Source organism: Verminephrobacter eiseniae EF01-2, assembly GCF_000015565.1.
In the GTDB taxonomy this organism is placed as follows: domain Bacteria; phylum Pseudomonadota; class Gammaproteobacteria; order Burkholderiales; family Burkholderiaceae_C; genus Acidovorax; species Acidovorax eiseniae.
Genome location: NC_008786.1, coordinates 142,771 through 163,853 on the forward strand (window position 1 = coordinate 142,771; position 21,083 = coordinate 163,853).

23 protein-coding genes and 3 pseudogenes are annotated in these 21,083 nt (G+C 63.8%); 15 read left to right on the forward strand and 11 right to left on the reverse strand.

Annotated elements, in window-relative coordinates:
• Nucleotides 1-26: 26 nt before the first annotated feature.
• The 3 genes from VEIS_RS00605 to VEIS_RS00610 form a co-directional block, all read right to left on the reverse strand.
• Complete coding sequence (locus VEIS_RS00605; protein ID WP_011807929.1) at nucleotides 27-869, reverse strand: SDR family NAD(P)-dependent oxidoreductase; 843 nt, start codon at nucleotides 867-869, stop codon at nucleotides 27-29.
• A gap of 182 nt (nucleotides 870-1,051) precedes the next feature.
• Nucleotides 1,052-1,258: a hypothetical protein gene (locus VEIS_RS27960; RefSeq protein ID WP_157048335.1), complete on the reverse strand. Its 207-nt coding sequence runs from the start codon at nucleotides 1,256-1,258 to the stop codon at nucleotides 1,052-1,054.
• 175 nt (nucleotides 1,259-1,433) lie between these two features.
• Nucleotides 1,434-2,477 carry a LacI family DNA-binding transcriptional regulator gene (locus tag VEIS_RS00610; RefSeq protein ID WP_011807931.1) on the reverse strand — a complete coding sequence of 348 codons (1,044 nt, stop codon included), beginning with the start codon at nucleotides 2,475-2,477 and terminating at the stop codon, nucleotides 1,434-1,436.
• Between the two features lie 329 nt (nucleotides 2,478-2,806).
• On the opposite strand from VEIS_RS00610, the gene VEIS_RS00615 reads away from it, so the two are divergent.
• From VEIS_RS00615 to VEIS_RS00635, 5 genes and pseudogenes are all read left to right on the forward strand, one after another.
• Entirely contained in the window at nucleotides 2,807-3,892 is a 1,086-nt protein-coding gene (locus VEIS_RS00615) for a Bug family tripartite tricarboxylate transporter substrate binding protein (RefSeq protein WP_011807932.1), read from the forward strand.
• A complete protein-coding gene (locus tag VEIS_RS00620) occupies nucleotides 3,889-4,782 on the forward strand; it encodes an AMP-binding protein (RefSeq protein WP_011807933.1) in 894 nt (297 codons plus the stop codon). The genes VEIS_RS00615 and VEIS_RS00620 overlap by 4 nt, the downstream gene beginning before the upstream one ends.
• A 220-nt stretch (nucleotides 4,783-5,002) precedes the next feature.
• Nucleotides 5,003-5,233: pseudogene (locus tag VEIS_RS00625) on the forward strand (hypothetical protein); the annotation flags it as partial.
• Nucleotides 5,193-6,083, forward strand: a complete 891-nt coding sequence (locus VEIS_RS30095; protein WP_011807934.1) for a GIY-YIG nuclease family protein — start codon at nucleotides 5,193-5,195, stop codon at nucleotides 6,081-6,083. The pseudogene VEIS_RS00625 and the gene VEIS_RS30095, both read left to right, overlap by 41 nt.
• Nucleotides 6,084-6,153: 70 nt before the next feature.
• Nucleotides 6,154-6,960: a hypothetical protein gene (locus VEIS_RS00635; protein WP_011807935.1), complete on the forward strand. Its 807-nt coding sequence runs from the start codon at nucleotides 6,154-6,156 to the stop codon at nucleotides 6,958-6,960.
• Here VEIS_RS00635 and VEIS_RS31410 read toward each other — a convergent pair.
• The 6 genes and pseudogenes from VEIS_RS31410 to VEIS_RS00655 form a co-directional block, all read right to left on the reverse strand.
• Nucleotides 6,957-7,893 (reverse strand): IS630 family transposase gene (locus tag VEIS_RS31410; protein WP_407831813.1). Its coding sequence is split into 2 segments (ribosomal slippage): nucleotides 6,957-7,565 and nucleotides 7,567-7,893, totalling 936 coding nucleotides; the frame shifts between segments, so codons are not numbered across the junction. The two genes, VEIS_RS00635 and VEIS_RS31410, sit on opposite strands and share 4 nt — an antisense overlap.
• Nucleotides 7,894-7,961: 68 nt before the next feature.
• Complete coding sequence (locus VEIS_RS00645) at nucleotides 7,962-8,444, reverse strand: DUF488 domain-containing protein (protein ID WP_011807938.1); 483 nt, start codon at nucleotides 8,442-8,444, stop codon at nucleotides 7,962-7,964.
• A 42-nt stretch (nucleotides 8,445-8,486) separates the two neighbouring features.
• Complete coding sequence (locus VEIS_RS31415) at nucleotides 8,487-9,008, reverse strand: ISAs1 family transposase (RefSeq protein WP_049773769.1); 522 nt, start codon at nucleotides 9,006-9,008, stop codon at nucleotides 8,487-8,489.
• A gap of 17 nt (nucleotides 9,009-9,025) precedes the next feature.
• Nucleotides 9,026-9,322, reverse strand: a pseudogene (locus VEIS_RS31420) (ISAs1 family transposase); the annotation flags it as partial.
• Nucleotides 9,323-9,401: 79 nt separating this feature from the next.
• Nucleotides 9,402-9,452: pseudogene (locus VEIS_RS31425) on the reverse strand (hypothetical protein); the annotation flags it as partial.
• A complete protein-coding gene (locus VEIS_RS00655; protein WP_157048340.1) occupies nucleotides 9,437-9,634 on the reverse strand; it encodes a transposase family protein in 198 nt (65 codons plus the stop codon). The gene VEIS_RS00655 and the pseudogene VEIS_RS31425, both read right to left, overlap by 16 nt.
• Before the next feature lie 123 nt (nucleotides 9,635-9,757).
• Between VEIS_RS00655 and VEIS_RS31045 the strand changes: the two genes are divergently transcribed.
• The 4 genes from VEIS_RS31045 (at nucleotide 9,758) to VEIS_RS00675 (ending at nucleotide 12,317) form a co-directional block, all read left to right on the forward strand.
• Nucleotides 9,758-10,669 (forward strand): RHS repeat-associated core domain-containing protein, encoded by a 912-nt coding sequence (locus VEIS_RS31045; RefSeq protein ID WP_011807941.1) that lies wholly within the window; start codon nucleotides 9,758-9,760, stop codon nucleotides 10,667-10,669.
• The gene (locus VEIS_RS00665; RefSeq protein ID WP_232287808.1) at nucleotides 10,666-11,130 is read left to right on the forward strand and encodes a hypothetical protein; all 465 of its coding nucleotides are present in this window, start codon (nucleotides 10,666-10,668) and stop codon (nucleotides 11,128-11,130) included. The genes VEIS_RS31045 and VEIS_RS00665 overlap by 4 nt, the downstream gene beginning before the upstream one ends.
• A 129-nt stretch (nucleotides 11,131-11,259) precedes the next feature.
• The gene (locus tag VEIS_RS30110) at nucleotides 11,260-11,568 is read left to right on the forward strand and encodes a hypothetical protein (protein WP_232287809.1); all 309 of its coding nucleotides are present in this window, start codon (nucleotides 11,260-11,262) and stop codon (nucleotides 11,566-11,568) included.
• Nucleotides 11,569-11,852: 284 nt separating this feature from the next.
• Nucleotides 11,853-12,317, forward strand: a complete 465-nt coding sequence (locus VEIS_RS00675) for a hypothetical protein (RefSeq protein ID WP_232287810.1) — start codon at nucleotides 11,853-11,855, stop codon at nucleotides 12,315-12,317.
• Between the two features lie 140 nt (nucleotides 12,318-12,457).
• Here VEIS_RS00675 and VEIS_RS00680 read toward each other — a convergent pair whose 3' ends face one another.
• Nucleotides 12,458-12,715, reverse strand: a complete 258-nt coding sequence (locus VEIS_RS00680; RefSeq protein ID WP_011807945.1) for a YfhL family 4Fe-4S dicluster ferredoxin — start codon at nucleotides 12,713-12,715, stop codon at nucleotides 12,458-12,460.
• A 158-nt stretch (nucleotides 12,716-12,873) separates the two neighbouring features.
• On the opposite strand from VEIS_RS00680, the gene VEIS_RS00685 reads away from it, so the two are divergent.
• The 6 genes from VEIS_RS00685 (at nucleotide 12,874) to VEIS_RS00710 (ending at nucleotide 19,833) form a co-directional block, all read left to right on the forward strand.
• The gene (locus VEIS_RS00685; RefSeq protein WP_011807946.1) at nucleotides 12,874-13,836 is read left to right on the forward strand and encodes an ABC transporter permease; all 963 of its coding nucleotides are present in this window, start codon (nucleotides 12,874-12,876) and stop codon (nucleotides 13,834-13,836) included.
• Nucleotides 13,836-14,729, forward strand: a complete 894-nt coding sequence (locus VEIS_RS00690; protein ID WP_011807947.1) for an ABC transporter permease — start codon at nucleotides 13,836-13,838, stop codon at nucleotides 14,727-14,729. The genes VEIS_RS00685 and VEIS_RS00690 overlap by 1 nt, the downstream gene beginning before the upstream one ends.
• A 34-nt stretch (nucleotides 14,730-14,763) precedes the next feature.
• Nucleotides 14,764-15,783 carry an ABC transporter ATP-binding protein gene (locus VEIS_RS00695; protein ID WP_011807948.1) on the forward strand — a complete coding sequence of 340 codons (1,020 nt, stop codon included), beginning with the start codon at nucleotides 14,764-14,766 and terminating at the stop codon, nucleotides 15,781-15,783.
• A gap of 23 nt (nucleotides 15,784-15,806) precedes the next feature.
• Nucleotides 15,807-16,724 (forward strand): ATP-binding cassette domain-containing protein, encoded by a 918-nt coding sequence (locus tag VEIS_RS00700; RefSeq protein WP_232287811.1) that lies wholly within the window; start codon nucleotides 15,807-15,809, stop codon nucleotides 16,722-16,724.
• An 83-nt stretch (nucleotides 16,725-16,807) separates the two neighbouring features.
• Complete coding sequence (locus tag VEIS_RS00705; RefSeq protein WP_011807950.1) at nucleotides 16,808-18,316, forward strand: ABC transporter substrate-binding protein; 1,509 nt, start codon at nucleotides 16,808-16,810, stop codon at nucleotides 18,314-18,316.
• 110 nt (nucleotides 18,317-18,426) lie between these two features.
• Nucleotides 18,427-19,833 carry an amidase gene (locus tag VEIS_RS00710; RefSeq protein WP_011807951.1) on the forward strand — a complete coding sequence of 469 codons (1,407 nt, stop codon included), beginning with the start codon at nucleotides 18,427-18,429 and terminating at the stop codon, nucleotides 19,831-19,833.
• A 36-nt stretch (nucleotides 19,834-19,869) separates the two neighbouring features.
• Here the strand turns inward: VEIS_RS00710 and VEIS_RS00715 are convergent, their stop codons facing one another.
• On the reverse strand, nucleotides 19,870-20,949 hold the full coding sequence (locus VEIS_RS00715; protein ID WP_011807952.1) for a tripartite tricarboxylate transporter substrate-binding protein: 1,080 nt from the start codon (nucleotides 20,947-20,949) through the stop codon (nucleotides 19,870-19,872).
• Nucleotides 20,950-21,083 lie beyond the last annotated feature (134 nt).

Genomic DNA, 21,083 nt, shown 5'->3' on the forward strand with positions numbered 1-21,083 from the left:
CTGGGTCGGCTCGGGTCCAGGCGGCCTCAGCCCCCGGAGCTATCGGGCTTCAGGCCGGGCGACGGGGCATTGCCGGCGGTGGTGCCCGCATCCACCGGCAAGATCACGCCCGTGACCCAGCGCGCTTCGTCGCTGGCCAGGTAGGCCACGGCCTGGCCCACATCCCAGCCCGAGCCCTCGGTCTGCAACAGCGAGCGCTTGCGCCGCTGCTCGCGCACCTCGGGCGTCATCCGGTCGGCAACCATCGGCGTGTAGACCATGCCCGGCGCAACGCAGTTGACGCGAATGCCTTCGCGCCCATGGTGCGCCGCCATCGCGCGGGTCATATTGATCACCGCGCCCTTGGAGGTGGGGTACAGCAGCGCCGGCGTGCCGCCGATCAGCCCGGCAATGGAGGCGATGTTCACGATGGCGCCGGCGCCGAGCTTGCGCATCTCCGGGATCGCGTACCTGGCCATCAGCATCATCGAGGTGACATTCACGCGCAGCGCCCGCTCCCATTGCGCGATGTCCAAATCGACGGCGTTGCCGGCCGGCCCGCCGATGCCGACGTTATTGACCAGAATGTCGACACGGCCCCAGGCTTGCACGGCAATGGCAACGGCCTGGCGGCAGGGTTCGGCCTCGGCGACATCGATCTGCGCGCAGATGGCGCTGCCGCCTTCGTCGGCAATCATTCGCTCGGTCTCGCGGGCCGCGTCGAGCCGGGCATCGAGCAGCAGCACTTGCGCGCCACGACGCGCCAGCAAGATGGCAGCGGCACGGCCATTGCCGATCTCCGAACTGCGCGAGCCAGCGCCCGTCACGATGGCGACGCGGCCGGCCAGACTGCTGCTGGCCGGTTCGGCATGGGTGCGTTGTTGGTTCATGGGCACAAGCGGCAAAGCTCCAGGACAGGGACGAGCGCAGATGGCGCCCGGTGCCGTCAAGCGTAGTGGCCGGGACAGAAAACCGGCACAGTACTTTCCCGAATGAAACGTTTCACCACAGGAGGAACGAGACCGATGCCGGCCCATGCAGCGCCGACCAGCGCCCACCAGCGCACTGGCGCTCAAAGTGACGAATCCCGACACGATCGAGGCTGGGCGCCACAGGCCAGTGTCGTGTCACCGATCAAATGTCGTAGGCTGCGCGCAGCCATCGGAGCGCAGCGCAAGGCGCATCGCTTGCCCATACCGAGCTGTATTGGCAAGCGATGCAACGCCGCGATGCGCTTCGATGGCCAGCGCAGACCGACAGATGATCCGTGACGCGACACTAGCCGCACGGGCCAGCCCCTCGGCGCAAACGACGCAGCGCATCCCGACCTGCGCGCAGGGCGCTGCGCGGCTACCGGCACCCAGCGCATGGAAGCGGCAAACGACGGGTGCATCAGGGCGCATCAGGGCGCGGCGGGATGGCTGCGCGCTTCGCGTTTGACCGAAGCGCGCGGCTCACCGCGTGCGCGGCGCGGTGGCTGGAGCCGGGCCGCATGACCCGCGCAGCGTGAATATCGTCGGCACCACCACGCGGCGCGGCGCGGCGGCGCGGCCCTCGCGTATCCGGGTCAGCAGCAGCGCCGTGCTTTCCCGCACTGCGGCGTCGAGGTCGACGGTCACGCTGCTGATGCGCGGTTGGTGGCTGCGCGCAAAATCCGGCTCGCCCGTCGAGACCACCGAGATGTCGCGCGGAATGCGCAGGCCCTGCGCCCTGATGGCGTTGAGCACATCGGCCAGCACGCTGGTGCCGAGCGTGAGCAGCGCCGTGGGACGCGCCGGCCGCTGCAACAGTTCATGCACCAGATCGAACGCCGGCGCGGTGGAGGCGGGCAGCAAGACTTGCAGGTCGGCCCGGGCCGGCAGCCCGCGCGCCGCAAAGCCGGCCTGGTAGCCCTCGATGCGCCGGAGCATGGGCCGGGTCTGCGTGCCCGAGATCACGAGGGCGATCTCGCGGTGTCCTTGGTCGATCAGGTGCTCCATGGCCTGCTGGACCGCCGGCGCATGGTCGAACAGCACCAGGTCCTGGTTCACATTCATGTCGCGGTCGAGAATCACGGCCGGCAGGTCGATCTTCTGCACCGCCGCCAGCACGCTGGCGTTGCGCTCGTTGCCGGGGGCGATGATGATGCCGTCCATGCGCCGGCTCTGGAACATCGAGAGGATCTCCAACTCCCACTCGGGGTTGTTCAGGCTGTTGGCCAGCAGCACCATGTAGCCGTTGGCGCGAAACCGCTCCTCGTAGATGCGGTAGAGATTGGCGTACAGCGGGTTGGTCACGTCGGTGAACATGCAGCCTATCGTGCGCGAGGAGCGCGAGCGCAGCGTCTGCGCCGCGTGGTTCAAGCGGTAGTCCAGTTCGGCAATGGCGTGCAGCACGCGCTGGCGCAGTTCGGGGCTGACGTTCTCGACCTTGTTGATCACACGCGATACGCTGCCCAGCGAGACGCCGGCGCGCGTTGCAACATCCTTGATGCCGGGTTTGTCGGCTTTCGGCTTCATGGCAAAACGGCTTGCTTCTTCTCGTTGGTCGTTGAACCTGTTTTCATCATCCCGCTTGTCGGCTGTCGGCTGTCGGTTCGGCGGCCATCTTACGCGACCTGTTTGCCGCCGGCGCCGGCGGCTTGCCGGGCAGAGCACAGCCAGGGCAAAGGACATATTGCCGGCATGCCGCCCGGGGTTCGCGACAGCCGCGATGCGGGCGCCGACACGTACAAACCCTTGGCGCATGAATCGATCCACACCCTATGATGCGCCTCACTGATGAATCGATTCATCCTCATCCAATACCCCGCCATGACCCCGCCATGACCCCACCATGGAGACCATGGATGAATGAGCAAGCGCCAGTCATGCCGCCAGAGGCCAGATCGCGCCAAGGCGGGGCGGCCACCTCGCGCCGCAGTCTTTTGCTGAGCCTGGCCGGAGGACTGGCGGGCATCGGCGCCCGCTGGAGCACCTTCGGCTTCGGTGTGAGCGCCTTCGGGTGGCCACGCGGCGCCCACGCGCAGCCGGGCAGCTATCCACAGCGACCGCTGCGTTTGGTGCTGGGCTTTCCGCCCGGCGGCGCCACCGACCACTCGGCCCGGCTGGTGGCGCTGAAGATGGCCGAACTGCTCGGGCAGGCGATCGTGGTCGAGAACCGGCCGGGCGCGTCCGGGAACATTGCGGCCGAGCATGTCGCGCGCAGCGCACCGGATGGATACACGCTGTTTTATACGACCAGCACCGTGCATGGAATCAACCCCCATGTCCATGCCAGGCTGCCCTATGACCCGGTGGCCGACTTTGCGCCTGTGCTGTACGTCAGTCGCACGATGCTGGTGCTGTTGGCGCGCAATGGACTGGACGTGAAATCGGTGCCGGACTTGGTGGCGCTGGCCAAGTCCCGGCCGGGCAAGCTCAGCTACGCATCGGCCGGATTGGGCAGCACCCAGCATCTGGCGGGGGCCTTGTTCTGTCGCCAGACCGGCATCGATGCGCTGCATGTTCCGTACAAGGGAAGTTCGCCGGCCCTGACGGACCTGATGTCGGGGCAGGTGGATTGCACGATCGACACCCTGTCGGCGTCGTTGCCGTTCATTCGCGGTGGCAAATTGAACGCGCTGGCGGTCAGCGGCCTCGACCGCTCGCCGGCACTGCCGCAGTTGCCCACCATGGCCGCGTCGGGTGTCAAGGACTACGCCGTGTCGGCCTGGGGCGGATTGCTGGCGCCCAAGGGCACGCCGGCGGCCGTGGTGCATGTGCTCAATACCGCAGGCAATGCCGCGCTGCGCACGCCCGAACTCATCGCGCGCGCGGCCGAGTCGGGCAGCGAATTGCAGGGCGGAACACCCGAGCGCTTCGGCGCCTGGATCGCCCAGGAACTGGCGCGCTGGAAGTTGGCGGTGGCCGCTGCCGGGGATATCGGGCAATGAACGGGCCAGCACCCACCCGGACATGCTCCGCGCTGGCCCGGCAGGCGCACCAGGGCGGCTGCATCGGCGAGATGATCCGCACCGCCATCGGCCGCTTTCCGCAGCGCGTGGCCTTTATCGATGCCGGGCGTGAGATCGACTATGCGGCGCTGGGCCGTCTTATCGGGCAAACGATGGCTGCGCTGCGCCGGCTCGGATTGCAGCGCGGCGACGGCGTGATGCAACTGTCCGGCAACCGCGTCGAGGTGTTCGTCGTGATGGCGGCGGCCTACCTGATGGGATTGCGCTCGGTCACGCTGCACGCGCTCGGCGGCCATGACGACCATGCCTACATCGTGGGCGATGCCGAACCCTCGGTGTTCATCACCGAAGCCGCGCACGGCAAGCAGGCACAGGCGCTGCGTGCGGCCTGCCTCGGGGTGGCGCACTGGTTCTCGCATGACGCCTGTGCCGGGTTTGCCGACTTTCGGGCCTTGGCGGCGGCGCTGGAACCCGAGCCGCTGGTGCCCGAAGCGCAGCCCAACGACATCATCCGACTGGCCTATACCGGCGGGACGACCGGCAAGCCCAAGGGCGTGATGCTGGCCAACCGCTCGGTCTGGATGCAGGCCGTGCTGCTGATGGCGGCGCGCGGCATGCGTGCCGGAATGCGGGTTCTTTGCGCTACGCCGATCTCGTATGGCGCCGGGGCAATGATCGTTCCGACCCTTGCGTCGGGGGGCTGCTTCATTTTGCAGCGCGGCTTCGATCCCGGACAGTTCATCGATGCGCTGCAAGCACAGCGCGCCAATGCGGCCTTCCTGGTGCCGACGATGATCTACAAACTGCTGGACCATCCACGCTGCGCCAGCGCAGACTTCTCGTCGCTGGAACTGCTTTCCTATGTGTAGCATCCCGGACGATTGCATAGACTCTAAACGCTATCCGCTGTTCATGGCCAGAGCAGTCCTGCAGGAGCTGATAGAGTCCTTGCAATCCACCCCGGGGAGTATCAAACCATGTTGATTACCCTGCACAAGAACGCCCGCACCACGCCGGCCGTGCGTGCCGAGATAGCCGCCAGTAGCCAGACCGCCAGTGTCTTGGCCCAGCGCTATGGCATCACCGAACAGACCCCACAGGTTCAACAGCCGCGAGGACATGGAGCAGACCTTGCTGCGCTATGTGGCCTTGTACAACCACCAACTGCCGCAGTCAGCGCTGGGCAGCAAGACGCCTATGCAGGCCATGAAAGAGTGGCATCAGCAGCACCCGCATCTGTTTCACAAGCGGCCATATGATCGTCCGGGATGCGACACCTATGCAACCTTTCTCAATCACGCTTTTCGCAACCACCGGTGATCCCGAAGGCATTCGCCACCTCGACAAGTCGAACTGGTCAGGCCACGGCGTCGTCTTCAACAGGAAGATCTTCCACCTGTTGAAGCAGGAACCGGGCTTCTCCCAGGCCGGTATCTACATCCTGGTGGGCAATGCTGCCGAAGAGACGATCTACATCGGCGAGGCTGATCCCGTCGGCGACCGCTTGAAGAATCACGTCTCGAACAAGGAGAGATGGGTCTGGGGCGTCTACTTCTTCGACCGCAACCACAAGATCGGCAAGACGGAAGTTCAGTACCTGGAGTCGGCATTGGTAGCTCTGGCCAAGAAGCACGACCGGGCCATTCTTCTGAACAAGAACAACCCAACTGCTCCGACGATGGCCCCCGCAGCAAAGGCCACGGCCGAGGCATTCCTGGTCGACATGTTGCTGATCCTGCCGATGCTTGGAATCAACGCCTTCACGCCGCCCAAGCAGGACGACCCGAGCGATCAGGTACAGCCAGTCGGTTCTGAGAGCGACAAGTTCGACACCATCGTTGTCCCGGCACGCGAGGAAGGGTTCAAGCAACGCTTTCTGAACGAGCACTGCTGGTTCGCTGTGCGGATCAATGCGAAGCACATCTCGAAACTGAAGTTCATCGCGGCCTATCAGGTCGCCCCTGTTGCTGCCATCACCCACATCGCCGAGATTGACGCCATCGTTCCGTACAACGACACGGGCAAGTACATGATCAAGTTCAAAGGGGCGGCAACGGCCATTGTTCCGATCCCGCGCCCGGAGAGCAGCGAGGTCAACATGCAGTCGTCGCGCTACGCGCTTCGAGACAAGTTGCTGGCAGCGAAGAACCTGGATCAGGTGTGGGCGTGATCGTTTTTGCGTCAATGCCGATGAAAACAGGCAACGTGGATTAGTTCAAAAAAGCGAGGGGAACCGTCCAATGGAGAAGATCAGAAAAGAGCGAATTCTGATTCTGGCGAAGACTTACCCCTCGCCGAGCGCGCAGTACGTCGAAACATCCTGCGTTGCTGGCATCAGCCAGGATGGCGCAATGCGCCGCCTCTTCCCTGTGCCGTTCCGGATGATCGAGGACGGGCAGCAGTTCAGGAAGTGGCAGTGGATCGACGTGCGCGTCGAGAAAGCCCCAAAGGATCATCGACCCGAGAGCCACAAGATCTATGTCGACACGATCAACTGCGGCGATGTGATCGACACCAAGAAGGCGTGGTCGGGCCGCTGGGAATGGTTGGAGAAGATCCCTGCGTTCGACAGCTACGACGCCATCGAAGCGACGCGGCGCGCGGACGGTCTGTCGCTCGCCCTACTGCGCCCCAAGCGGCTGATCGGTCTCGACATCTTCAAAGCTCGCAACCCGGATTGGACGGACGAAGAGCGGGAGAAGCTGCTTCAGGAGCAGATGCAGGGCAATCTCTTCGATGAGGTCGAAGAGCGGAGGCAGGTGAAGCAGCTACGCAAGGTGCCCTTCGACTTCCACTACCGTTACGTATACGACACGCCGGAGGGCGAGAAAGAGCGAAGGCACAAGATTGTCGATTGGGAAGCCGGGGCGCTGTTCTGGAAGTGCCGCGAGAGTCACGGAACGGATTGGGAGAAGCCGTTTCGCGCCAAGCTGGAGGAAGACCTCGGCGCAAAAGACTTGATGTTCCTGATGGGCAATCAGCACCGGTTCCAAGACCAGTGGCTGATCATCAGCTTGGTCTACCCGCCTAGAGCATTTTTGATTTAAGTAGAAACATATCCAGAAGATGAAAAGTAGTTGGACAATTCCTGTGGTGTAAAACAATCAAGCAGGTGCCCGATGGTATTCCAAAGTCCATCGACAGTACGCTGTTCAGCTTGCCTGAGCAGGGCTTTCAGTTTGGAAAAGAATTTTTCGATAGGGTTCAAATCTGGTGAGTAAGGCGGAAGATAACGCAATGTTGCACCAACCCCCTCAATGGCCTCACGCACACCAGAGACTTTATGGCTGGACAAATTATCAGCGATCACGATATCACCAGGGTGCAGCGTAGGACACAGAAATTGCTGTATATAGGCCAGGAATGCTTCGCCATCCATAGGGCCATCCAAGACCATTGGGGCGGTCACGGCGTTTACCCGCAAGCCGGCAATGAAGGTGGTGATTTTCCGGTGACCATGTGGAACACTGGCTATGCAACGCTGTCCCTTCGGCGAACGGCCTCGTGTGCGGGTCATGTTGGTGGATGTGCCCGTCTCATCAAGGAACACAAGCTTTGTTGCGTCAAGTGCTGGCTGGCTTTCCTTCCATGCAACCCGATCCGCTTGCACATCCTTACGCTCTTGCTCGCTGGCGTGCAGAGTTTTTTTTAAAGCTCAAACCCCATTTATTCAGTTGGTGCCATAGGGCTGGGGCTTTGATCGTTATCCCATGCTCGGCCAGCCGTTCGCACATCTCGCGCAGTGTCAAATCCGCTCTGTCTTTAATCCATTCCCGCAACATAGGCTCCACTGGAGCAAGGCAAGATTTCCGATGCCCGCCAATCTGGAAACTATGTCGAATACCTTCTTCAAGACGCGTCTTGACTTGGTACACCCATACTCGACTGACTTCAAAACGCTTGGCAATATCGGTAGGACGATCTCCTTGTTCTATCGCCTTCAGCACCCTATCTCGCAAATCCTGCGAATACGCTTGCATTGCATACTCCTTCAGAAAAAAGACGCCGCATCATATCATGAATTGTTTGGTTTTAAGTCAAATATGCTCTAAGCGAAAGCCAGCCGAAGTGAGGCAGGGCTCGCTGTTTTAGCGTCCGTCGCCGAGATGTGCTCGACGTCCGCACCGCACGCGTCCCGAACGGCGTTGGCCACCATTGAACGGTGGCAGAAGTTGAAGTCAGCCTCGTAGCAGAGCAGCGCGCAGTTCGACGACGCGGCCAATTCTGATAGCTCGTCGATGGCTGCTTTCTGCGTCTTGAGATGCTTCAGGAAGCCGTCGGTGTAGCGTTTCCAGTTGCCGTCTTCCTGGTAGCGATCACGCACCAGCTTCGGGCAACCCAGCGCGACCATGTGGACGTACTCGAGGCCGGAAAGATTCAGGACGCTGGCCAGCGCCTTCTTCGAAAACCCAGGCTTGCGCGACAGGGGCAGCTCGCGGATGTCCACGACCGTCTCGATGCCGTGCTCAGCGAGCAACGACATGAACGCGTCGATGTCCAGTCCTTCGTAGCCTATGGTGAAAACAGTCATTGATTGAGCCCCTCTAAACAGAGATTTTACAAGGCCGGAGCATCAAATTTCCCGCAGATGAAGGATATTGGCGAGGTAGTCCGGGTTCCAGGCAGCGGCCTTGCGCTTTTTTGGCAGGCCCATGGCGCGAGAGTGGTCAGCACGAAACAGGTTCATGGCGGCACGGCGCAGCAATGAGAAGTCGAGTGCGGCATTGCGTAGCCGGATGGGGCAGGCGTCCTCTCCAAAGGCCACATCCAGGCACCAGTGCAAGCCATTTTCAATGCCCCAGTGCATGCGCACAGCGTGCAAAATTCGCTCACTGTCGGCGGGCAATGAACTGATCACATAGCGCCGATCTGTCTCGGTCTTGCTGCCGATCACGCGGCTGGAGTCGATACCGGCCACCGAAGTGATCTTCTTCCAGCGTTCCTTGAGCCCCAGGGTAGCCAGCCAATCCAGATCGCCCGCCGCCGTGCAGCGACGGGTTTCAATGCGGCCATGGCCCTTGTCCAGCGTTTCATGCACGCAGGTCTGTCTGACCGGGTAGCCGGGCGCGTCGAGCGTGCCAAAGAAGTCGCGCAAGGCGTGAGCCAGATGTGTTGGTTGTCCTTGACGGCAAGCACGTAATCGCCACCACCGTCCACGATCTGCTCGGCCATCGCGCTCTGGCAGCCCATGGCGTCGATGGTGACAACCGCTCCCTCGAGCGCCAGCGTTGGCAGCAACTCGCCAATGGCCGTGATTTCGTTGGACTTTTCTTGGCAGGCCAATGGCCCCAGCGTCAGGCCATATCCGGCGGCGTAGGCCGATACCTGATGCAGTGCGCGCAACCCGCAGGCCGGACGTGCCGCCCCGCGCAGACTCTTGCCATCGATGGCAATGACCAGGCCGCCCACCGCAGGACAGACTTGGCGCCATCCAGGAACTCAAGCAGGCCGACAACTGACTTGGCGAGAGCGCCTCAAATACCCGACGGATGGTGTCGTGCCCGGGAATGCCGTTGCGCAGTTTCAGATAGCGACGCAGCCAGCCTTCGCGCGCGCGTCCCCAGTCCTCTTGTCATCCCACCCTTGCGCCCCTGACATGACCGCGCACAGTGCCAAAACCAGTATGTCGAGCAGGTTGTGGTCGGTGCGGCCTGCAACCCGCGGGTCCTTCAACTGGCGCAACTGCTCAATGAGCTCTTCTAGCGTGTCTTTCTCCGCCATCTCTTGCTCCTGAAACCCCAAGAGTAGACACGATTTCTGAGCTGCTTTTACAATGGCTTATCGTAAGTCGTTGAATGTAAACAAACTTTGATGCTCCGGCCCTGGCAACCCATTACGCCTGCCGTGCGCACCTATTTCCTGTATACAGACGAAGGGCTGATTGCCGAGGCCACACAGACCATCACCATCAACGCCGATCAGTCCATCAGCGCCAGCGCGGCACCGACGATCACAACGCAATATGGCCCAAGGCCCGACAGTGAATTCATGACCGGGGTGCTGTTCATCAAGACCAAGAACGGCAATGGCAGGGATGTCGTCGCCTACTACCATGGCAATCACCTCGAGGTTCCGCTGCAAGCGACGGACAACGCGGGCAACGTGGTATGGGCGGCGAACTACAACGCCTTTGGGCGGGCGGATGTGGTGACGCCGAGGTCTGCGACGGGGGATTCACGGATCAATTCGCAGTTGCGGCTGCCCGGGCAGTATGAGGATGTTGAGACCGGGTTGCATTATAACTTCCACAGATACTACGACCTCGACATCGGGAGATATTCGCAGATTGATCCCATCGGGTTGCGCGGAGGCCTTAATGGGTATGTGTATGTGAATGGAAACCCGCTGAGCTTTACTGATCCATTGGGCTTGGACGTCGAACTGCGATGCCGGCCAGCGGAAATCGTAGCGGGCTTGGTCAATCACTGCTGGCTCAAGACCGATACGATAGAAGCGGGTATGAACAAGCGGATTACTTGCTCACGGGCAGGTAATGAGCTTGTTAACTTAGATTCTATATGGGTAGTTGTTTCAAACCACCAATGCGACATACCGACCGTGATCACGCCTGTGCCCTTTGTGGACGAGGACTGTGTCAACCGTGAGTTGCAAATTGGTAAACCACTCGGTATGTTTCTTCCTCCGTTCAAATCATGCCAGACGTTCGCGCAGGATGTGATTCAGAAGTGCGCTCCGAGTAGTATTAGTCAGCCCTACATCAAATATCCGATAGGAAGATGGCGACCGAGACGATGATGAAAGAATTTATGAAAAAATGGATGACTTGGATGTTGACGGTGCTGCTTCTACTGGCCGCTGCACTCTATCTGATGTGGGCGATACAGTATGTGTGGCAAGGGTCGTTTCCGGGAAGCGACACGTCGAAATTTGCGATGGCAGCGGCGCTCAAATTTGGAGTGGCAGTGCTTTGCGCAGTTGCGCCCATCGTGCTGCGGGTGCGGCATTGGCGAGAAAGCAAGTGGTTACTTTGGATGTTGACGATCCTGCTCTTGTTGGGCGCTTGGCCCTTCCTGCTGTTGGCGATACAAAATGTGTGGTTGGAGTCGCCTCCATGGGCAGACAAGTCGGATGATGTGATACGGGCGGTGTTCCAATTTGGCGTAGCCGTGGTCTACGCGGTGACGCCCCTCGTGCTGTGGAAGCAGCATCGGCAAAGGCGCGGAGGCAGCGCACAGCACCGCAAATCAGGCAACTGATCCGGGATCACTTGCATGCGACACACCGACAATGACCACGCATCCGCCTGATGTGGACGAAAAGTGCTCCCCGAGCAATATCAGTCGGCCCTACATCAAATATCCGATAGAAAGATGGCGGTCGAGACGATGATGAAAGAATTTATGAAAAAGTGGATGCTTTGGGTGCTGAGGGCATTGCTCTTACTGGCCGCTATAATCTCCTTGGAATTGGCGATATTCGCTGCGTGGCAGGGGTCATTTCCAGGGAGCGACATATCGAAATATACGATGTGGGCGGCGCTCCAACTTGGCGTGGCAGTGCTCTACGCCGTGACGATCATCGCGCTGCAGGTGCGGCATTGGCGAGAAAGCAAGTGGCTACTTTGGGTGCTGACGATCCTGCTCTTGTTGGGCGCTACGCCCTTCCTGATATTGGCAAAAATAATGTGTGGTTAATGTCGTCTCCAGAGGGATACGAATCGAATGATGTGATATGGGCGGTGTTCCAATTTGGAGTGGCCGTGGTCTACGCGGTGACGCCCCTCGTGCTGTGGAAGCAGCATCGGCAAAGGCGCGGGGGCAGCGCACAGCACCGCAAATCAGGCACATGATCAGGGATCATTTGCATGCGACACACCGACAATGACCACGCCTCCGCCTGATGTGGACGAAAAGTGCTCCCCGAGTAATATCAGTCGGCCCTGCATCAAATATCCGATAGGAAGATGGCGGCCGAGACGATGATGAAAGAATTGATGAAAAAGTGGATGCTTTGGGTGCTGAGGGCATTGCTCTTACTTGCCGCTGTAATCTTCTTGAATGCGGCGATGTACGCTGCGTGGCAGGGGTCATTTCCAGGGAGAGACATATCGAAATATACGATGTGGGCGATGATCCGACTTGGCGTGGCAGTGCTCTACGCTGTGACGCTCATCGCGCTGCAGGTGCGGCATTGGCGAGAAAGCAAGTGGCTACTTTGGGTGCTGACGATCCTGCTCTTGTTGGGCGCTTGGCCCTTCCTGCTGTTGGCGATACAAAATGTGTGGTTGGAGCCGGATCCATGGGAAGACAAATCGGATAATGTGATGTGGGCGGTGTTCCAATTTGGAGTGGCCGTGGTCTACGTGGTGACACCCATCATGCTGTGGAAGCAGCATCGGCAAAGGCGCGGGGGCAGCGCACAGCACCGCAAATCAGGCACATGATCAGGGATCACTTGCATGCGACACACCGACAATGACCACGCCTCCGCCTGATGTGGACGAATTCAGGTTGATTTGCTGGCCACAGGCAAATGCATCGCTTGCGCCATCGGCCATCGAGGCTTGAATCTTGAGGCTTGAAATCAGGTCGGCGCCGTCGCCCGCAGCCGCTGGAACTTCTGCCACAGCGTTGCGCGGTCTTCCGGATGCTGCGGGTCCGCCGGAATGCAGGCCACAGGGCAGACCTGCACGCATTGGGGGGTATCGAAATGGCCCACGCATTCGGTGCATTTGTGCGGGTCGATCTGGTAGATTTCCAGCCCGAGGGCGATCGCCTGGTTCGGGCATTCTGGCTCGCACACATCGCAGTTGATGCACTCGTCGGTGATCATCAGCGCCATGGGGTCTCCCCGGGCATGGGGCCGCAAGCGCAGGGAGGCAGATGGGCGTTCATGGCCGGCATTATCCTGCGCTGCGTCGTTCGCCGCAGCACAATGCCGTTATGCTTGGCGTAGACGTTGCCTCTGACACTCCACCGCCCTTTTTTCTCCCCACGCCCATGGGTCTGTTTTTCCTCAAGCGCTCGATGACTTTGCTGGCGACGCTGGTCGGCGCGTCCATCGTCGTGTTTCTGGTGCTGGAGATCCTGCCCGGCAACACCGCCCAGATCCTGATGGGGCCGGACGCCGCGCCGGACGCGGTGGCGGCATTGACCGCCAAGCTCGGGCTCGATCGCCCGGCCGGGCTGCGCTATTGGGACTGGGTCAGTGGATTGCTGCAAGGGCGTATGGGCGACAGCCATGCCTACAGTTCGCCGGTGCTCGACCTGGTGCTCGAACGCCTGGCGCTGACGGTTCCGCTGGCCTCGATGGCAATGCTCATCACCACGGTGCTGGCGCTGGCCGCCGGGGTCTATGCGGCGGCGCACCACAACCGGCTCGGTGACGTGGGGGTGATGGGGCTGGCGCAGGTCGGCATCGCCATTCCCAATTTCTGGTTCGCCATCTTGCTGATCTTGCTGTTTTCGGTGCAACTGCGGTGGTTCTCTGCCGGGGGTTTTCCGGGCTGGACCGAGGCCGCTGGCGGCAGCCCGCTGGCGGCCTTCAAGGCGCTGCTGCTGCCGGCCATTGCGCTGGCCGTGGTGCAGGCGGCGATCCTGGCGCGCATTACCCGCTCGGCCGTGCTGGAGGTGCTGCGCGAGGACTTTGTGCGCACCGCCCGGGCCAAGGGGCTTTCGCAGCGGGCCGTGCTCTGGGGCCATGTGCTGCGCAACGCGATGATTCCGATCATCACCGTGATGGGGCTGCAGTTTGCCAACCTGCTGGCCGGCACCATCGTGGTCGAGAATGTGTTTTATCTGCCGGGCCTGGGGCGCCTGATCTTTCAATCGATCGCCAACCGCGACCTGATCGTGGTGCGCAACTGCGTGCTGCTGCTGGCCGCGATGGTGGTCGTCGTGAACTTCGCGATCGACATGCTCTATGCGCTGATCGACCCGCGCGTCAAGGCCAGCGACATCTGATGGCCTCCCACCCTGTCGCCGCCGCTGTTGCTGCTACTGCCGCCGCCACCGCTGCGCCCGGCGGCTGGTTGCAGCGCGCGCTGCGCCAGCGCAACTTTGCCATCGGCGCCGTGCTGGCCTTGCTGCTCATCGCGGCCGCCGCCCTGTCCCTGGTCTGGACGCCTTGGTCGCCCTACGAGATGGATCTGGCCGCCAAGCTGCAGCCGCCCACGCTGAGCCATTGGCTGGGCACCGACGCCTTCGGGCGCGATGTGGCCTCGCTGCTGCTGGTGGGTGCGCGCAACTCGATCCTGGTGGGCGTGATCGCGGTGGGCATCGGCCTGAGCGTCGGTTGCGCGCTGGGGCTGCTGGCCGCTGCCAGGCGTGGCTGGGTGGAGGAGTTGATCATGCGGCTGGCGGACTTCGGCTTTGCGTTTCCGGCCATCCTCTCGGCGATCATGCTGACGGCGGTGTTTGGCGCGGGCATCGTCAACTCCATCATCGCCATCGGCATCTTCAACATACCGACCTTCGTGCGGGTCACCCGCGCATCGGCCAACGCGCTGTGGTCGCGCGAGTACATCCTGGCAGCGCGCGCCTGCGGCAAGGGCGGCTGGCGCATCACGCTCGAACATGTGCTGCCCAACATCTCGTCGGTGCTGGTCGTGCAGGCCACGATACAGTTTGCCGTCGCCATCCTGGCCGAGGCGGCGCTGTCCTACCTGGGGCTGGGCACGCAGCCGCCGCAGCCATCCTGGGGCCGTATGCTCAGCGAGGCGCAGACGTTGATGTTCCAGGCGCCGCTGCTGGCCGTGTGGCCGGGCTTGGCGATTGCGCTGGCGGTGCTGGGCCTGAACCTGCTCGGCGATGGTTTGCGCGACCTGCTGGACCCGCGCCTGGCGCGAAAGCGCTGAAAAACCGATCCAGCCTGCATCGCAATCACTGGCCATGTCTTTGCTCGAAGTCTCCCGGCTGCAGATCCGCCTGCAAACCCACCGAGGCCCGGCCGACGCCGTGCGCGGTGTGGATTTTTCGCTCGCGCGCGGCGCCACCCTGGGCCTGATCGGCGAGTCCGGCTGCGGCAAATCGATCACCGCGCTGGCGCTGCTGGGCCTGCTGCCCGAAGGCGCGCAAGTCAGCGGCAGCATCCGCTTCGACGGCCAGGAACTGCTGGGCCGCAGCGATGCGCAACTGTGCCAACTGCGCGGCAACCGCATCGGCATGGTGTTCCAGGAGCCGATGACGGCGCTGAACCCGGTGCACAGCGTTGGCCGCCAGGTGGCCGAGCCGCTGCGCCTGCACCGTGGCCTGGGCGCCACCGCCGCGCGCCAGCAGGCCACGGCCTTGCTCGATCGCGTGGGCATTGCCGATGCGGCGCGGCGCTTCGATGCCTACCCGCACCAGTTTTCCGGCGGCCAGCGCCAGCGCATCACGATTGCGATGGCGCTGGCCTGTGGCCCCGACCTGCTGATCGCCGACGAGCCCACCACGGCGCTCGATGTGACCATACAGCAGCAAATCCTCGACCTCATCAGCAGTTTGGTGGCCGAGCGCAACATGGCGCTGATCCTGATCTCGCACGACCTGGGCGTGATCTCGCAAAACGTGGACCGGATGCTGGTGATGTACGGCGGCAGCGTGGTCGAGAGCGGCTCCACCGCCTGCGTCTTCGCGGCCATGGCCCATCCCTATACCCGGGGACTGTTTGCGGCGCGGCCGCAGTGGGGCGGCGCCGTGGACGCAATGGGCGCGCCGGGCCAGCGCCGCCTGGCCACCATTGCCGGCACCGTGCCCGAACTGGTGGACCTGCCCGCAGGCTGCCCCTTCGCCGGGCGTTGCAGCTACACCGTGGATGCCTGCCACCACGAACGCCCGCCGGTGCAGCGGGTGGCCGCCGACGCCGACGGCGATCACGAAGTGCGCTGCCTGCGCCACGAGGCCATTGCCGAGGCAGTGCGCAAGCGCTGACCGCAGCGAACGCAATGACCATGATGTCCATGATGACCATGACCGACAGCATCCCTGCCCCCGCCGCCGCCGAGGCCAGCGCCTTGCTCGAAGTCAAAGACCTGGCGCGCAGCTACCAGCTACCGCGCGAACATCTGTTTCGCCCCCCGGGCAAGGTGCATGCGCTCGATGGCGTGAGCTTTTCGATGGCCTCTGGCCGCAGCCTGGGAATCGTCGGCGAATCGGGCTCGGGCAAGTCGACGCTGGCGCGCCTGGTGATGGCGCTGGACATTCCCACGGCCGGCACGGTGCAACTGCTCGGGCGCGACCTGCACCAATTGCCGGCGGCCCAACTGCGCCAGGCGCGGCGCGACTTCCAGATGGTCTTTCAGGACCCCTATGGCTCGCTCGACCCGCGCCAGACCGTGGAGCGCATCGTCACCGAGCCGCTGCAAGCCCAGCGCCTGCACAGCCGCGCTGCGCAGCGTGAGCAGGCCGCCCAGGTGCTGGCCCAGGTCGGGCTGCGCCACAACGACCTGGGCAAGTACCCGCACGAGTTCTCGGGCGGCCAGCGCCAGCGCATCGCGATTGCGCGCGCGCTGATCACCAAGCCGCGCCTGATCGTGGCCGACGAGCCGGTGAGCGCGCTCGACGTGTCGGTGCAGGCCCAGGTGCTGAACCTGATGCAGGACTTGCAGCAGGAGTTCGGCATCACCTACATGCTGATCAGCCACGACCTGGCCGTGGTCAACCACCTGTGCGCGCAAACGCTGGTGCTGTACCAGGGCCGCATCGTCGAGCAGGGGGCGCCGGCCGAACTGTTTCGCAACGCCGAGCACCCCTATACCCGCGCGCTGATCGCTGCCGTGCCCCAGGTGCAGCCGGGCCGGGCGCGGGCGCGCCGTGCAGCGGCAGCCAGCGCGGCGTCCGGCCCGGCAGCCAGCGCGCAGGCCGTGGTGTGAAACACTTGGCCGGCCCCCCGCCCCCCCCCGCCGACCCGGCGCGCCGGGGCCTTCGTCCGTTTTTTTGTCTGGAGAATCCGAACATGCTGAACCGCCGCACCGTTCTTGCCACTGGCGTCTCGGGCGTCACTGGCGCCATCATCGCCTTGCCGCTGACGGCCCCGCTCACCGCCCTGGCGCAGGGCCGCAAAGACGCCGTGGTGCTGGGCATGACGCTGGAACCCCCGAGCCTGGACCCGACCACCAGCGCCGCATCGGCAATCGCCGAAGTCGTTCACTACAACATCTTCGAGACGCTCACCAAGATCAACACCGACGGCAGCGTCGCGCCTTTGCTGGCCGAGAGTTGGGAGGTCTCGCCCGACCTGAAGACCTACACCTTCAAACTGCGCCGCGGCGTGAAGTTCCAAAACGGCGAGCCTTTCACGGCGGCCACCGTGAAGTTCGCGTTCGACCGCTCGGGCAGCGACAAGAGCAGCAACAAGAGCAAGAGCACCTTCGCCAGCCTCACGACCCAGGTGGTCGATGACTACACCGTGGTGCTGCTGAACAAGGACATAGACCCGGACCTGCTGTTCGTGCTCGGCCAGGCCCCGTTCGCCATCGTCGAGCCCAAGAGCGCAGACCGCAACGCCAGCCAGCCCGTGGGCACCGGCCCTTACCGGCTCGGCAGTTGGAACCGGGGCTCTGCGGTGCTGCTGACCGCATGGGAGGGCTTTCGCAACCCCGCTGCGATCAAGATCAAGCGCGCCAGCTTTCGCTTCATTTCAGACCCCGCCGCCCAGGTGGCCGCGCTGCTGGCCGGCGACGTCGACGCCTTCCCGCGCATCACGAATCGCGGCGTGGCGCAGTTCAAGAGCGACCCGCGCTTTCAGGTCGTGATCGGCGGCTCACGCGCCAAGACCATCCTGGCCATCAACAACGCCAGAAAGCCGCTCGATGATCTGCGCGTGCGCCGCGCCATCGCCGCCGCCATCGATCGCAAGGCGGTGATCGCAGCGGCCACCGAGGGCTATGGCGTACCCATCGGCAGCCACTATGTGCCCGGCGCCTTCGGCTATGTCGACACCACCGGTGTGAACCCCTACGACCCTGGCAAGGCCATCCGGCTGTTGGCCGAAGCCGGCGTCAAAACACCGCTGACGCTGGGCATGACGCTGCCCCCCACCCCCTATGCCCGCCTGGGCGGCGAGGTGATCGCAGCGCAACTGGCCAAGGTGGGCATCATTGCCAAGATGGAGAACGTGGAATGGGCGCAGTGGCTCAGCGGCACCTATGGCGGCAAGAACTACGACCTGACCGTCATCGCGCATGTGGAGCCGTTCGATCTGAACAACTTCGCCAACCCCGACTACTACTGGGGCTACCAATCGCCCGCATTCAATGCGCTGTTCGACCAGATCAAGAACACCGCCCGGCCCGCCGAGCGCGCGCGCCTGCTCGGCCAGGCGCAACGCCTGCTGGCCGATGACGCAGTGCATGCCTTTTTGTACCAGGGCCAGTGGGTCACCGTGGCGAACAAAAACCTCAAGGGGCTGTGGAAAGACATGCCGGTGTTCGTGAACGACATCTCGGCGCTCTCCTGGAGCTGAAACCCGTCCATGGCGCCGTTCAGCCCTTGTCCACCCATTGCCCCCCACCGCCACCCACCGCCACCCATTACCCACACCTTGTCCAACCCTTGACCTCGCCCCTACCCGCCATGAGTGACCTGCACGACCTGTCCGCCCACGCCCTGATGGCCGCCTACCGCCAGCGCCAGTTGTCGCCGGTCGAGGTCACGCAGGCCGTGCTATCGCATATCGCGCGTTGGGAGCCGCATCTGCAGGCCACCTACCTGCTGCGCCCCGAGGCCGCGCTGGCGCAAGCCCGTGCCAGCGAAGCCCGCTGGCTGCGCGGCGCGCCGCTGAGCGCGCTCGATGGCGTGCCCGGCACGATCAAGGAAAACATCGCCACCGAGGGCGACCCGACCCCGTTGGGCACGGCGGCGCTCGCGCCGGCGCCTGCCGCTGCCGCCGATGCGCCCCCGGCCGCGCGCATGCGCGCGGCCGGCGCCGTCATCGTTGCCAAGACCACGATGCCCGACTACGGCATGTTGTCCTCGGGCCTGTCGAGCTTGCACCCGCTCACGCGCAACCCGTGGAATCTGGCCAAAGGCCCCGGCGGCTCCAGCGCCGGCGGCGGGGCGGCTGCGGCCGCAGGCTATGGCCCGCTGCACATCGGCACCGACATCGGCGGCTCGCTGCGCCTGCCCGCCGGTTGGTGCGGCATCTTCAGCCTCAAGCCCAGCCTGGGCCGCATCCCTATCGACCCGCCCTACACCGGCCGCGCCGCCGGCCCGATGACCCGCAGCGTGGCCGACGCCGCAGCGCTGATGCAACTGCTCAGCCAGCCCGACGCCCGCGACAGCATGAGCCTGCCGGCACAAGACATTGCCTGGAGCCAGTTCGATCAAGGCGCGGAGCGCCTGCGCGGACTGCGCATCGGCCTGCTGCTGGATGCCGGTTGCGGCCTGGCGCCAGAGCCCGAGGTCACAGCCGCCGTCGAACACGCTGCCCGGCTGATGCAGACCGCAGGCGCGATCATCGAGACCATGCCGCCCTTCATGACGCAAGCCATGCTCGACGGCATGGACCAGTTCTGGCGCATGCGCACGCATACCGACTTGCAGGCCCTGCCCGCCGGGCGGCGCGACAAGGTGCTGCCCTACATCCGCGCCTGGGCCGACAGCGTGGCCGGCATCAGCGGCGTCGAACTGTTCAACGCCAGCCAGCAGTTCCACCTGACCCGCGTGCACACCGTGCGCGCCTGCAGCGCCTACGACTACGTGATCTCGCCGGTGGCGCCGATGCCGGCCTTCGATGCCGAACTGCCCTCGCCCACCAACGACCCGCTGCACGCGATGGAGCACATCGGGTTTACCGTGCCTTTCAATATGTCCGAACAGCCGGCAGCGTCGATCAACTGCGGCTACACCCGCAGCGGCCTGCCCATCGGGCTACAGATCATCGGCGCCCGCTTCGATGACCTGGGCGTGCTGCAACTGGCCCATGCGTTCGAGTCGATCCGCGAACCACAGCGGGCCTGGCCCCGGCCACCCGGCGCTTGATCCGGCCGGGCCTGGCTGCGCAGGGCGGGAACGCAGTCACTCGGCCTCGATGCCGTGCTGGCGGATCAGGTCTCCCCAGCGCCGGCTTTGTTGCAGCGTCAGTTCGCGCAGTTGCTCCGGTGTGCCGGTTTGGGCCTGGTTGCCGACCTTGCGCATCGCCTCACCAAAGCGCGCCGAGCCGGTGATCTTGCGAATCGCCGCGCCGAGCTTGTCGAGCACCGGCTTGGGTGTTCCGGCGGGGGCGAACACCGCGTACCAGGCATCGCCGACGATCTGCGGGTAGCCAAGCTCCTTGAACGTCGGCACCTGGGGCAGCAAGGGCTGGCGCTCGGCGCTGAGCACGGCCAGCGCCCGGTACTGGCCGGCGTTGACGTTCGGCACCGCGTTCGTCAGTGCCTGAACGTTGGAGTCGACGATGCCGCCGATCAGGTCCATCGCCGCCGGCACGGCCCCCTTGTAGTGCACCTGCGTCAGTTGCACGCCCAGGCCCGTGGCCACCAACTCGCCAAGCAGGTGGCCCAGGCCGCCCTGCCCATTGGTCGCGTTGTTCACCTTGCCCGGATGGGCCTGCGCATAGGCGGCGAACTCGCGCAGGTTCCGGGCCGGAAAGTCCTTGCGCACCACAAGGACGAAGGGCGTCGCGCTCACCGGCGCCACCGGCGCGAAATCGTCGAACTTGTATTGCAGCTTGTCGCTCAGGTGCGGCGCCACCGTGAAGGTCGAGCCGGCCGACAGCAGCAACGTATGGCCGTCCTTGGCGGCACGCGCGACGGCGGTCGCGCCGATGGCAGTCGCGGCGCCGGCCTTGTTTTCGACGACGATGGTCTGCCCGAGCTCCTCGCGCAGCCTGTCGGCCAACTGCCGGCCCACGATGTCGCTGCTGCCACCGGGCGGATACGGAATCACCAGCGTGACCGGCTTGCTTGGCCAATGGCTGGCCTTGTCCGACGGTGCTGTGCCCGGCTGCGCGGCAATGCCCGGCTGCGCGGTGGTGCCCGGCTGCGCGGTGGTGCCCGGCTGCGCGGTGGTGCCCGGCTGCGCCGTGGCACCCGACGCAAGGGCGGCGCCCAGCGCCAGCAAGGCGGCGCAGGCAAGGGACTGGACTCGGATCGGCATCTCGATGCTCCTGCATGGGTTCGAACCATCGCCACTGGCGTGGCGGGCGAGGCGCCGGCGGCACCGGGCCAGCGCAACAGAGGCGCCGTCAGCAAAAAACGGGCTGCACTGGCGCAGCAGGGCGGGAGCATCCA

Bases quoted from the DNA above. Each gene is read 5' to 3' on its own strand.
- VEIS_RS00605 (WP_011807929.1), bottom strand. From the start codon at position 869: ATGAACCAACAACGCACCCATGCCGAACCGGCCAGCAGCAGTCTGGCC.
- VEIS_RS00610 (WP_011807931.1), bottom strand. From the start codon at position 2,477: ATGAAGCCGAAAGCCGACAAACCCGGCATCAAGGATGTTGCAACGCGC.
- VEIS_RS00615 (WP_011807932.1), top strand. From the start codon at position 2,807: ATGAATGAGCAAGCGCCAGTCATGCCGCCAGAGGCCAGATCGCGCCAA.
- VEIS_RS00620 (WP_011807933.1), top strand. From the start codon at position 3,889: ATGAACGGGCCAGCACCCACCCGGACATGCTCCGCGCTGGCCCGGCAG.
- VEIS_RS30095 (WP_011807934.1), top strand. From the start codon at position 5,193: ATGCAACCTTTCTCAATCACGCTTTTCGCAACCACCGGTGATCCCGAA.
- VEIS_RS00635 (WP_011807935.1), top strand. From the start codon at position 6,154: ATGGAGAAGATCAGAAAAGAGCGAATTCTGATTCTGGCGAAGACTTAC.
- VEIS_RS00645 (WP_011807938.1), bottom strand. From the start codon at position 8,444: ATGACTGTTTTCACCATAGGCTACGAAGGACTGGACATCGACGCGTTC.
- VEIS_RS00655 (WP_157048340.1), bottom strand. From the start codon at position 9,634: ATGGCGGAGAAAGACACGCTAGAAGAGCTCATTGAGCAGTTGCGCCAG.
- VEIS_RS00665 (WP_232287808.1), top strand. From the start codon at position 10,666: ATGATGAAAGAATTTATGAAAAAATGGATGACTTGGATGTTGACGGTG.
- VEIS_RS30110 (WP_232287809.1), top strand. From the start codon at position 11,260: ATGATGAAAGAATTTATGAAAAAGTGGATGCTTTGGGTGCTGAGGGCA.
- VEIS_RS00675 (WP_232287810.1), top strand. From the start codon at position 11,853: ATGATGAAAGAATTGATGAAAAAGTGGATGCTTTGGGTGCTGAGGGCA.
- VEIS_RS00680 (WP_011807945.1), bottom strand. From the start codon at position 12,715: ATGGCGCTGATGATCACCGACGAGTGCATCAACTGCGATGTGTGCGAG.
- VEIS_RS00685 (WP_011807946.1), top strand. From the start codon at position 12,874: ATGGGTCTGTTTTTCCTCAAGCGCTCGATGACTTTGCTGGCGACGCTG.
- VEIS_RS00690 (WP_011807947.1), top strand. From the start codon at position 13,836: ATGGCCTCCCACCCTGTCGCCGCCGCTGTTGCTGCTACTGCCGCCGCC.
- VEIS_RS00695 (WP_011807948.1), top strand. From the start codon at position 14,764: ATGTCTTTGCTCGAAGTCTCCCGGCTGCAGATCCGCCTGCAAACCCAC.
- VEIS_RS00700 (WP_232287811.1), top strand. From the start codon at position 15,807: ATGTCCATGATGACCATGACCGACAGCATCCCTGCCCCCGCCGCCGCC.
- VEIS_RS00705 (WP_011807950.1), top strand. From the start codon at position 16,808: ATGCTGAACCGCCGCACCGTTCTTGCCACTGGCGTCTCGGGCGTCACT.
- VEIS_RS00710 (WP_011807951.1), top strand. From the start codon at position 18,427: ATGAGTGACCTGCACGACCTGTCCGCCCACGCCCTGATGGCCGCCTAC.
- VEIS_RS00715 (WP_011807952.1), bottom strand. From the start codon at position 20,949: ATGCCGATCCGAGTCCAGTCCCTTGCCTGCGCCGCCTTGCTGGCGCTG.